This is a genomic window from Nonomuraea antri (assembly GCF_013283785.1).
In the GTDB taxonomy this organism is placed as follows: Bacteria; Actinomycetota; Actinomycetes; order Streptosporangiales; family Streptosporangiaceae; genus Nonomuraea; species Nonomuraea antri.
This window is the reverse complement of sequence record NZ_JABCPZ010000019.1, coordinates 67,905-78,978: the sequence shown is the minus strand read 5'-3', so window position 1 is coordinate 78,978 and position 11,074 is coordinate 67,905. Positions and strand designations below refer to the sequence as shown.

At 72.5% G+C, this 11,074-nt stretch carries 7 protein-coding genes and 2 pseudogenes; 3 read left to right on the top strand and 6 right to left on the bottom strand.

Annotated elements, in window-relative coordinates; translation table 11 throughout:
* Positions 1-1,749 (top strand): annotated as a pseudogene (locus HII36_RS09535) (hypothetical protein); the annotation flags it as partial.
* A gap of 16 nt (positions 1,750-1,765) precedes the next feature.
* Positions 1,766-4,081, top strand: a complete 2,316-nt coding sequence (locus tag HII36_RS09530) for a hypothetical protein (protein WP_173522721.1) — start codon at positions 1,766-1,768, stop codon at positions 4,079-4,081.
* 20 nt (positions 4,082-4,101) lie between these two features.
* Here HII36_RS09530 and HII36_RS09525 read toward each other — a convergent pair whose 3' ends face one another.
* On the bottom strand, positions 4,102-4,341 hold the full coding sequence (locus HII36_RS09525) for a hypothetical protein (RefSeq protein ID WP_173522720.1): 240 nt from the start codon (positions 4,339-4,341) through the stop codon (positions 4,102-4,104).
* A gap of 57 nt (positions 4,342-4,398) precedes the next feature.
* Between HII36_RS09525 and HII36_RS09520 the strand changes: the two are divergent.
* Positions 4,399-4,854, top strand: a pseudogene (locus HII36_RS09520) (Uma2 family endonuclease); the annotation flags it as partial.
* Positions 4,855-4,921: 67 nt separating this feature from the next.
* Here HII36_RS09520 and HII36_RS09515 read toward each other — a convergent pair.
* From HII36_RS09515 to rplT, 5 genes are all read right to left on the bottom strand, one after another.
* Positions 4,922-7,474, bottom strand: coding sequence for a phenylalanine--tRNA ligase subunit beta (locus tag HII36_RS09515; RefSeq protein ID WP_173522719.1), 2,553 nt, complete (start codon positions 7,472-7,474; stop codon positions 4,922-4,924).
* Entirely contained in the window at positions 7,474-8,514 is a 1,041-nt protein-coding gene (pheS, locus tag HII36_RS09510) for a phenylalanine--tRNA ligase subunit alpha (RefSeq protein ID WP_236003344.1), read from the bottom strand. The genes HII36_RS09515 and pheS overlap by 1 nt, the downstream gene beginning before the upstream one ends.
* A 126-nt stretch (positions 8,515-8,640) precedes the next feature.
* Entirely contained in the window at positions 8,641-9,732 is a 1,092-nt protein-coding gene (locus HII36_RS09505) for a sensor histidine kinase (RefSeq protein ID WP_328807659.1), read from the bottom strand.
* A gap of 51 nt (positions 9,733-9,783) precedes the next feature.
* On the bottom strand, positions 9,784-10,587 hold the full coding sequence (locus tag HII36_RS09500; RefSeq protein WP_173522717.1) for a TrmH family RNA methyltransferase: 804 nt from the start codon (positions 10,585-10,587) through the stop codon (positions 9,784-9,786).
* 92 nt (positions 10,588-10,679) lie between these two features.
* Positions 10,680-11,063 carry a 50S ribosomal protein L20 gene (gene rplT / locus HII36_RS09495; protein WP_173522716.1) on the bottom strand — a complete coding sequence of 128 codons (384 nt, stop codon included), beginning with the start codon at positions 11,061-11,063 and terminating at the stop codon, positions 10,680-10,682.
* Positions 11,064-11,074: the final 11 nt, after the last annotated feature.

Here is an 11,074-nt window from a genome sequence, read left to right as displayed (position 1 = left end):
GCCCCGAACACGCCCGCACCCACGGACGCGCCCGCACCCGCGCCCGGCAAGGCCACCGGTGCGACGATCAGGACCGGTTCCGACGGCAAGCCCATGACCCCCAGAACCGTCAAGCTCCTCCCCGGCGGCTCCGGCCGTGACCACGTCTCAGGCGGTGCCGGCGTGGACGTCCTGTACGGCCAGGCAGGCGACGACGCCCTCTCCGGCGGCGGCCACGACGACTACGCGGAGGGCGGCCCGGGCAAGGACGTCCTGCGCGGCGACCTGCCCCTGACAGCCGACTCTCCGCACTCCGAGGTCGAGCCGATCGCCGACCCCGGCTGGAAGGGCGGCCCCAGCGGCCGGGCCGAGCTGGAAGGCGAGGCCCCGCCCGGCCAGGACGACCTGATCGGCGGCTCCTCGACCCCCGGCGCCCCCGACGCGGGCGACGTGCTCGAAGGCGGCGACGCGGCCGACGTGCTGCTCGGCGACAACGGCTCGCTGGTCAGGACGGTCACGTCCACCGGCGACCGCGTCTACGCCGAGCGCGGGAACGGCACTCGCAGCCGTACCCACGACCCGGACCTGCCCGGCACGTCCACCAGGTTCTGCACGACCGCGCAGGCGGCGTGCGAGCCCGCGGACGCCTCGGGCGCGGACCAGCTCCACGGCGAGGACGGCGACGACGGCCTGTGGGGCCAGGACGGCGACGACCGGCTGCGCGGCGGCGACGGGAACGACGACCTGTTCGGCGAGCTGGGCGCCGACCGCATGGACGGCGGCGACGGCGAGGACGCCATGCTCGGCGACCGCGGCGGCCTGGTGAACGAGCGCCTGGACGCCGCCGACGCGCAGCGGCTCGGCTTCACGGTCAGCCTCAACGCCCCGCCGAAGGAGAGCTACACCGGTTTCACCGCCGGGACCTACGACCGGCGCGCCGACCTGCTGCACGACGCCGACGGCGACACCTGGGCCACGTCCGCGCTGCCGCACGACGGCTTCAGCGCGGGCGGCGACGACGTCATGCGCGGGGGTCACGGCCGCGACAGCCTGCATGGCGGGTACGGCGACGACCTGGTCAACGGCGACAGCGGCGGCGACGAGCTGTTCGGCGGCGACGGCGCGGACCTGCTGTGGGGCGGCAAGGGCTGCGACCCGGTCAAGGACGCCGCCACCCCCGACTGCCTCAGCGGCGGCGCGGTGAACCCGGCCGCCAGGGGCACCGGTGACCGCTTCGTCGACCACGTGTTCGGCGGCGCGGGGGCCGACCTGCTCGACTACAACCCGCGCGGCTCATACCCGGACGACTGCGCGCCCGGCCGGATGCCGGACGGCACGCCGACCACGGTGGTGGACCCGTGCGTGTGGTTCGAGATGACCGGCAAGGACGACGGCCAGGCCGCCGACGACCAGCACCACCAGGGCGTCGACTGGCAGTACGGTGGCCAGGGCCGCGACGTGCTGCAGGGCGACAGGACCGCCAACGGCCCCAACCCCGGCGACAAGATGATCGACTGGAACGGCTCCTACAACCTGTACACCCACTGCGGCCCGGCCAACGGCGGGCACAACATCGTCCGCCAGCACTCGCCCGCCATGCTCGGCTTCCTGGCCAAGGTGGCCTGGGGCGCGGGCGCCGGGCGGACGGCGGCCGACGCGACCACGCCGGGCACGTCGGCCTACCGGGAGCTGGCGATCTCCAGCGACAGCGGCTCGGCCTTCCCCACCACCCCTGGACATTTCGACTCACCCGTGGCCTGCGCGGGCTGAGAAGGAGACACCTCAGATGTTGCGTCGACTGCTGGTGGCCGCGCTCGCGGCCGCCGCGATACTCCCCATGAACTCCGCCCCGGCCACCGCTCACCGCGTCTCCACGGCCGGGGCGGGCACCACCACGCCCGCGAGGGGCTGTGTGCCCGGCGACTGCTTCACCGTCGGCGCGGTGCTCGACCGCGCGCCCGCCGTCGGGCAGCACGCCACGCTGCGGATCGAGGTGACGGCGAAGGCGGCGGCCGGGCCGGCCCGCGTCGTCGCCGACCTGCCCGCCAACCTGCGCTGGGTGACCCCGCCCGAGGGCCTGACCAGGGCGCGGGCGACGATCGGCCGCAGCGCGGTGGACCGCGCGACCCGTACCGTGAAGCTGCGCGAGCACCAGCGGCTCACCTTCACCGGCACGGTCACCGCGGTCGCGCCGGGCCCGGCCCCGATCCGGGTGCACGTGAGTGACGGCCGTCCAGGGCCGGGCGAGCAGGCGCTGGCCTACATCACGGTCGGGACCGAGTCGTCGACGCTCGGCATGCCCAGGAGCCCGCGCCCGGCCCCGCCCGACCCGGCCACGCAGTACATGCCGTCCACTGCTCCGGCCGCGGGTGACACCGCCTGCGTGAACGGCACGATCAGCCACGTCACCGCTGAAGGGCAGCCCGAGGGCCGGGTCGAGGGCGTCTCGCAGCTCTCGCTGGTGGCCAGGGACCGCGACGCGGACGGCGGCGACGACGTGCTCGCCCGCGGCGTGACCCAGCAGGGCGGCTTCTACCAGCTCTGCTTCCCCGCCGACGACACCGACGAGAGCGGCGGCCAGGACGTCTACGTCACCGGCGAGACCGTCAACCCGTACTGGACGGTGACCGACCCGCGCAGCGGGCAGCCGTACACGTTCGTCACCCCGGTCACCGAGAACGTCCCGGCCGGCGACTACCGGGTCATCGACCACCTGGCCGGTCCCACCACGCCGCAGGAGGGCGCGTTCCGGGTGCACGCCGCCGCGTACGCCACCTGGAAGGCGTACACCGGCTGGACCGGGCAGGCGGCCGGCGGCTGCTGGATCCCCGGCCGGCAGCCGTGCCGCACGGCCAAGGTGGTGTGGGCGCCCGACATCGTGGTCGACCGCGCCTACTACTGCCCCGCCGCGGCCGGCCAGGACTGCCCCGAGGCGGACGTCGTGCACCTGAGCGAGCGCCACCAGCTGGAGAAGATGACCGTGGCGCACGAGCTGGGCCACTTCATCATGGACTACGCCTACGCCGACGCCTGGCCGCAGTCCCCGAGCGCGTGCCCCGTCCCGCACTTCGTGACGATGGTGAGCAGCCCGGTGTGCGCGTGGACCGAAGGCTGGGCCGACTGGGTGGCGGTGCAGGCCTTCGACGACACCCACCGGCGCTGGAGCCCGCTGGACGAGCCGGTCGACGTCGAGAGCCCGACCAGGGACACCCCCGACTGGCCCGACCCGATGGACGGCGAGAGCGTGGAGGGCCGGATCACCGCGCTGCTGCTGGACCTGGCCGACTCGGGCACGCGAAACGAGCCGATCTGGGACGTGGCCGGCGAAGGCCCGGCGCGGGCGGTCTCGGTGGTGACCGCGAGCAGACCGGCCGACGTCGACGCGTTCCGCGCCGCGCTGGACGCCGCGCTGCCCACCGCCGAACGCAAGTACGCGGCCGAGGCCACCGGCTATCACAACACCATGTCGATGGCCCTGCAGGAGCCGATCACCGACCGGGCCGAGCTGAGCCGGCCGTCCGGGTCCGGCCTGTCCTACGGCTACACCACCGCGCGTCCCACCTGGTCGGTGGTGGCGTCGCTGCACACCGGCGCGGCCGGGGGCGACGTGAACCTGGCGCTCAGCCGGGCCGACCACTCGGTGCTGCGGGTGGAGAGCAAGCAGTCCGACCGCTCGCGCCCCGACTTCATCGCCGTGCACTCGCCCACGCCGACCGCCTACTCGGCCTACGTGTGGGGCCAGCCCGACACCCAGCAGCACCGCGTCGAGTTCGCCGAGTCGACCGGGACGCTGGAGAAGGGCGTGCCAGCCCAGCTGCGCATGGAGGCCGGGGACGTGGTGGAGATCCGCACCGCCGACCTCACCCAGGGCGTGCCCGCCACGTTCACCGTCACCCCGCTGAACGGCCAGGACTACGACATCCTCGTCGTGCCGCCCGGCACGGCCTGGGCCACCCCGCGCTCGGGCTCGATCGGCTGGACCCGCACCGAGCCCGGCCGCCCGGAGGGCGTGACCGTGACCAACCCGAAGGTCACCGGCACCTACGCGGTGATCGTGCTGCAGAAGAGCGGATCGGGCGACCTGAAGATCACCCGTTCCTGAGCGCCGCCCGGCCGGGGGCCTCATCCCTGGTCGGGCTCCCGCCAGCCGTCGTAGCGCTCGATCAGCTCGTCCACCTTGCCCATGCGGGCCTCGTCCAGCCCTTCGGCGACGACCAGCCACTGCGCGTCCTCGGCGTCGTCCTCGCCGGCCAGGGTCTCCCTGATCACGCGGGGCACGCCGAGCTCGGGGAACCACTCGCCGAGCGTCTCGGCGACCTCCTCGGCGTCATCACGCTCACCGAACACCAGCAACTGCTTCATGACGCCATTCTCTCCCGTTCACCGGGCGGGTGCGGATCGGCTCGATAGCGTTGCGCCATGACCGCCGAAGCGCTCCCCGACTGGGTCTTCCCGCCCCCGCACGGGTTCTCCGCCGAAGACCTCGACCATCTGCCCGACCTGCCCGCTCATACCGAGCTGATCGACGGCAGCCTGGTCTTCCGAGCGCGGCAGTCGATCTTTCACAGCATGACCACGTCGTTGCTGTTCGAAAGGCTCCGGGCCGCGGCCCCGGCGCGCTTCCGGGTGCGTCGTGAGATGACCATCATCGCCGGCCGGCGTCAGCGCCCGGAGCCGAACGTCATCGTCATCCGAGCTGACGCGCCGGAGACGTACAGCACCACCTTCTATCACGCGAAGGACGTGGTCCTGGCCGCCGAGGTCGTCTCCCCCGACTCCGAGGAGCGCGATCGCATCCGCAAACCGCTCCTGTACGCCGCGGCCGGGATCCCGCACTTCTGGCGGGTCGAGAACGAGTCCAGCAAGCCCGTGGTGCACGCCTCTGAGACACGCGAAAAGGGGCCGGTACGCGAAACGTACCGGCCCCTTCTCATGCCCCGGGTCAGCCGCGCAGCGCCGCCCCCACGCGGTCGGCGGCCAGCGCCACCGCCGCGTCCCTGGCCGCGGTGGTCTCCTCCACCGTCAGCGTGCGGTCGGCGGCGCGGAAGCGCAGCGAGTACGCCAGCGACTTGTTCCCCTCGCCGACCTGCTCACCGGTGTAGACGTCGAACAGCCTGATCGACTCCAGCAGCTCGCCCGCCCCGTCGCGCAGCGCCGCCTCGACGTCGGCGACCGGCGTGAAGTCGGGCACGATCAGGGCCACGTCCTGGGTGGCGACCGGGTAGGCCGACACCGCGGGCGCGTTGACCGGCCCCGGCATGGCGGCTTCGAGCCTGGTCAGCTCCAGCTCCATCGCGGCCGTGCGCGGCGGCAGCCCGTACGCCTCGACGACGCGCGGGTGCAGCTCGCCGGCGTGGCCGACCAGCGTGTCGCCGACGTAGAGCGCGGCGCAGCGGCCGGGGTGCCAGGGCTCGTGCTGGTCGGCGCTGATGGACAGCTCGACCCCGGCCTCGGCGGCGATCAGGCGGGCGGCCTGCACCGCGTCGGCCCAGGAGGCCTGACGGCCCCCGCCCCACCAGCCGGACCTGTCGAACTCGCCGGCCAGCACCGCGGCGACGCGCAGCGGCTGGTCGGGCAGGGCCGCCTCGATGGAGGCCAGTTCCTCGGCTGTGGGCCGGCGCTCGACGCCGAGCACCGGCGCGGTGGCCGGGGCGCCTTCGCGCGGCCGGTAGACCGGGCCGACCTCGTACAGCGCCACGTCGGCGAAGCCGCGGCCGACGTTGCGTACCAGGGTCTTGAGCAGCCCGGGCAGCAGGGTCGTGCGCATCAGCGGCTCGTCCTCCGACAGCGGGTTGGCCAGGCGTACGGCCCGGCGGCGCCCGTCGTCGGCGGGGAGCTGCAGGTGGTCGAGGTCGGCCGGGCCGATGAACGGGTAGGCCAGGATCTCGACGTAACCGGCCCCGGCCAGCGCCCGCCCGGTACGGCGGCGCAACCGCTGCCCCTCGGTCAGCCCGGCCCCGGCCGGCGCCTTGGGCAGCACCGACGGGATCCGGTCGTAGCCTTCGAGCCTGATGACCTCTTCTGCCAGGTCGTTGGGGTCGGTCAGGTCGGGACGCCAGGACGGCGGGGTGACCGTGATCATGTCGTCGCCGGTGACGGCCAGCTTGGCCGCCAGCTCGCCGCCGGTCACGACCCCGGTCGGGTCGACGCCGCCGCGCCGCACCGCCGGGTCGTCGCCGTCGGCGACGACGCAGCCGATCTCCCGCAGCCGCGCGACCACGGCCTCCCTCGGGTACGGCAGGCCGGCCACCTGGCCGGGGTAGCCGGACGGGATCGCGACGCGGGCCGGCTCGACGTCGACCTCGGCGTGGGTCACCCCCGGCCGGACGGTGGCGCCGCCCAGCTCGGCCAGCATACGCACGGCCTTGTAGGAGGCCACCAGCGGCAGCTCCCTGTCGACGCCCCGCTCGAACCGCTTGGACGCCTCGGAGACCAGCTTGTGCCCGCGCGAGGACCTGGAGGTGCCGGTGGCGGAGAAGTGCGCGGCCTCGATGACGATGTCGGTCGATTCGCCGGAGATCTCCGTGGCCAGGCCGCCCATGGTGCCCGCGATGGAGATCGGGCCGGACTGGTCGGTGATGAGGATGTCGCCGGGCTGCAGCTCGCGTACGACGTGGTCGAGCGTCTCCAGCCGCTCGCCCGGCTCGGCCCGGCGCACCACGATCTCGCCGGTCAGCTTGGCCCGGTCGAAGGCGTGCAGCGGCTGGCCGAGCTCCAGCATCAGGTAGTTGGTGATGTCGACGGCCAGCGACACCGGGCGCATGCCGGCCCTGGTCAGGCGGACGCGCATCCACAGCGGGCTCTGCGCGGCCGGGTCGAAGCCCTCGACCTCGCGCAGCACGAACCTGTCGCACGCGCTCGGGTCGCCGATCGAGGCCGGCCAGGACGGCTCGGTCTCGGCCGGCAGCTCGACGTCGGCCGGGTCGCGGAACGCCACGCCGAACGCGGTGGCCACCTCGCGGGCCACGCCCCTGATCGACAGCGCGTAGCCGACGTCGGGGGTGATCTCCAGCTCGATCACGTCGTCGCGCAGGCCGAGCAGCTCGACCACGTCGGTGCCGATGGGCGTGCCCGCGGGCAGCACCATGATGCCGTTGTGGTCGTCGCCCAGGCCCAGCTCGCGCTCGGAGCAGATCATGCCCTCGGACAGGCGCCCGTACGTCTTGCGCGCGCCCACCTCGAACCCGCCGGGCAGCACGCCGCCGGGCAGCACGACCGGCACGCGGTCGCCCACGACGAAGTTGCTCGCGCCGCAGACGATCTCGCGCGGCGTGGCCTCGCCGACCTCGACCTTGCAGTGCCTGATCGGCTTCTTGAAACCGGTCAGTTCCTCGATCTCGAGCACCTCGCCGACGACGACGTTCTTGACGTCGTGGCCGTGCGAGGCGATCGACTCGAGCTTGAGCCCGGCGGCGGTGAGCTTGTCGGCCACCTCTTGCGCGGTGACCGCCGGGAGATCGACATACTCCCGCAGCCAGGAGAGCGGGACCCTCATCAGATCTCCATTCCGAACGGGAGCGTGAAGCGCACGTCTCCTTCGACCATGTCACGCATGTCTTCGACGTTGTGGCGGAACATCAGCGTCCGCTCGACGCCCATGCCGAAGGCGAACCCGGAGTAGACCGCCGGGTCGACGCCGCAGGCGATGAGCACGCGCGGGTTGACCATGCCGCAGCCGCCCCACTCGATCCAGCCCTCGGACTTGCAGGTGCGGCACGGCGGGTTGCCGGGCACCGCCGAGGCGCCGCGGCAGACGAAGCACTTCAGGTCCATCTCGGCCGACGGCTCGGTGAACGGGAAGTAGTTCGGCCGGAACCTGGTGGTGATGCCCTCGCCGAACATGACCTCGGCGAACCGGTCGAGCGTGCCCTTGAGGTGGGCCATCGTCAGGCCCTTGTCGACGGCCAGGCCCTCGGTCTGGTGGAAGACCGGGGTGTGGGTGGCGTCGAGCTCGTCGGTGCGGAACGTCTTGCCCGGCGAGATGACGTAGACCGGCAGCTCGCGCGACAGCAGCGCGCGGATCTGCACCGGCGAGGTCTGGGTGCGCAGCACCATGCCGGACTCGGTCGAGCCGACGAAGAACGTGTCGTGCTCGGAGCGGGCCGGGTGGTCCTTGGCGATGTTGAGCGCGTCGAAGTTGAACCACTCGCCTTCGAGGTCGGGGCCCTCGGCCACCTCGTAGCCCATCGCGACGAACGCGTCGGCGATGCGCTCCTGCAGCAGCGTCAGCGGGTGGCGGCCGCCGCGTGGCCGGCGGTCCCACGGCAGGGTGACGTCGACGGTCTCCTCGACGAGGACCCGCGCGTCACGCTCGGCCTCCAGCTCGGACTGGCGGGCGGCCAGCGCGTCGTTGATCGCCTTGCGCGCGCCGCCGATGCGCTTGCCCGCCTCGGCGCGGGCGGCCGGCGGCAGCGCGCCGATCTCGCGGTTGGCCAGCGCGATCGGCGAGCGGTCGCCCGCGTGCGCCAGCCTGGCCTGCTTGAGTGCGTCGAGACTGTCGGCCGCCTTGATCGCCGCGACGGCGTCGGCCTCCATGCGGGACACCTCGTCGGCATGCAACGGTGTCACCTCGACGGGGTCGTAGTCAGACAAGAGTGAGCTCCGTATCCAGGGCTTGAGCGGAAAAGAGTCTAGTGGTGCCCGCCCACCGGGCCGACTCGATCAGCTGGACAGCGCGAAGTCGGGTGTGCCGGTGGGCACGGTAAATCGGAACTCGGCGCCGCCTTCCGGCGCGCGCTGCACGGTGATCGTGCCGCCGTGTGCCTCGACCAGGCCCTTCACGATGAACAGGCCGAGGCCGGTGCCTCCGCGCCTGCGGCTGTTGCCCCGCCAGAACTGCCTGAAGACGCGCGGAGCCAGCGCGGGCTCGATGCCCTCGCCCTCGTCGCGCACCGACACGGCCACTCCCCATCCGACGGTCTCGATCTGAATCGTCACGGTTCCGCGCCCGTGGCGCACCGCGTTTTCCACCAGGTTACCCAGAATCTGGTCGATCTTGTCCTGGTCGAGCCAGGTCTCGGGCAGGTCGTCGCCGGCGATCAGGTGGAAGCGTTCCTCCCTGTCGCCCGCCGCCACCCGCCCGGCGATGAGCCTGCGGGCCCTGGCGGGCAGGTCGACGACCTGGCGGCGGACCTCCAGCCGCCCGGACTCGATGCGCGAGACGTCGAGCAGTTCGGTGATGAGCCTGGTGACGCGGTCGGCGTCGTTGTTGACGGTCTCGAGCATGACGCGCTTCTGCTCGTCGGTGAAGCGGGTCCACTTGGCCAGCAGCGTGGCGGTGAAGCCCTTGACGCTGGTGAGCGGGGAGCGCAGCTCGTGGGCCACGGTGGAGACCAGGTCGGCGCGGCTGCGTTCCAGCCTGGCGCGGGCGCCGCCGTCACGCAGGGTGATGGTCACGCGTTCGACCTCGCCGCCGCGCTCGGGCTCGCGGGTGAGCCTGGCGGCGACGTAGAGCTCCTGCCCGCCGGGCAGGTGCAGCGGACGCTCGGGCACCCGGCTGCGGGTGCGCAGCCCGCCCTCGGGGTCGAGCAGCTTCCACCATTCGCGGCCGTCGTGGTCGCGGAACGGGAACACCTCGTTCATGTCCCTGCCGACGGCGCGCTCGCAGGAGACGCCGGTCAAGCGGACCGCGGCCCGGTTGACCGCCAGGACCTGACCGAATCTGTCGGCCACGATCAGGCCGTCGGGAAGGTCGTCGATGGCTATCGTGCACGCTGCCGCCACTACCCGCCCGTCGGTGTCTGCGCCGTGCACGACCTCGCCTCCTCCGCCCTACAAGGCCGACAATAGCGGGTTTCCGGCCGCCTAGGGCACTCGCTGAGCCCTCGCGGAGGAGTAAAGGCAGACCGCCGCGGCGGTGGCCAGGTTCAGGCTTTCAGCCTGTCCGTAGATGGGAACTCTGACCACTTCATCCGCCTCGGCCAGAATCTCCTCCGGTAGTCCCCATGCCTCGTTTCCGAAGATCCACGCGGTGGGTCCCGAAAGATCCACATCGTCGAGCGTGTGCTTGCCCGCGCCGTCGGCCGCCAGCACGCGCAGGCCCCGCTCCTTCAGTTGACGCACGGCGAGGCTCACCGGTGCACCGATGACGACCGGCAGATGGAAAAGACTTCCCGCGCTGGCCCGGACGCACTTGCCGTTGTACGGGTCGACGGAGGCGTCGGTGAAGATCACGGCGTCGGCGCCGGCGGCGTCGGCGGCCCGCATGACCGTGCCTGCGTTGCCGGGGTCGCGCACGTGGGCCATCACCGCGACCAGGCGCGGCTCACCGGCCAGCGCCTTCTCCAGCGGCACGTGCACCAGCCCGCAGACGGCCAGCAGCCCCTGCGGGGTGACGGTCTGTGACAGCTCGGACATGACCTCGCCGCTGGCCCGGTGCACCGGCACACCCTGCAGCGTGGCCTCGGTGATCAGCTCGGGGTGGCGCAGCTCGGCCTCGGCCGTGGCGAACAGCTCCAGGGTGACGCCGTCGAGCTTGAGCGCCTCGCGCACGGCCTGCGGGCCCTCGGCGAGGAACTTGCGGTCCTGGTCCCTGAAGGCCCGCTTGGTGAGCCGCCTGGCCGCCTTCACGCGCGGCGACCTGATGTTGGTCAGCTCGGATCCCGCCACTGCACTCCCCCTCGTACCCGTACACACAGCAAAGGGCCCACCGTCACGGTGGGCCCTCACTCAGAGCCCGGTCGGGCCCGTCATGCGACGCTTCAGCTCGCGGCCGGAGCGTTCACGTTCGCCGGGAGCGCCTTCTTGGCGGCCTCGACGAGCGTGGCGAAGGTCTGGCTGTCGTTCACCGCGAGATCGGCGAGGATCTTGCGGTCGACCTCGATGCCGGCCAGGCGAAGACCCTGGATCAGGCGGTTGTAGGTCATGCCGTTCTGGCGGGCGGCGGCGTTGATCCGCTGGATCCAGAGACGACGGAACGCACCCTTACGGTCCTTGCGGTCCCGGTAGGCGTACGTCATCGAGTGGAGCATCTGCTCCTTGGCCTTGCGGTACAGACGCGACCGCTGGCCACGGTAACCGGAAGCCCTGTCGAGGACGACCTTGCGCTTCTTCTTGGCGTTGAGCGCCCGCTTCACGCGTGCCATGTTCTATCTCC

What these genes read in the sequence shown, in the direction of transcription:
- HII36_RS09530 (WP_173522721.1), top strand. Translation starts at nt 1,766, where the DNA reads ATGTTGCGTCGACTGCTGGTGGCCGCGCTCGCGGCCGCCGCGATACTC.
- HII36_RS09525 (WP_173522720.1), bottom strand. Translation starts at nt 4,341, where the DNA reads ATGAAGCAGTTGCTGGTGTTCGGTGAGCGTGATGACGCCGAGGAGGTC.
- HII36_RS09515 (WP_173522719.1), bottom strand. Translation starts at nt 7,474, where the DNA reads ATGAGGGTCCCGCTCTCCTGGCTGCGGGAGTATGTCGATCTCCCGGCG.
- pheS (WP_236003344.1), bottom strand. Translation starts at nt 8,514, where the DNA reads ATGGAGGCCGACGCCGTCGCGGCGATCAAGGCGGCCGACAGTCTCGAC.
- rplT (WP_173522716.1), bottom strand. Translation starts at nt 11,063, where the DNA reads ATGGCACGCGTGAAGCGGGCGCTCAACGCCAAGAAGAAGCGCAAGGTC.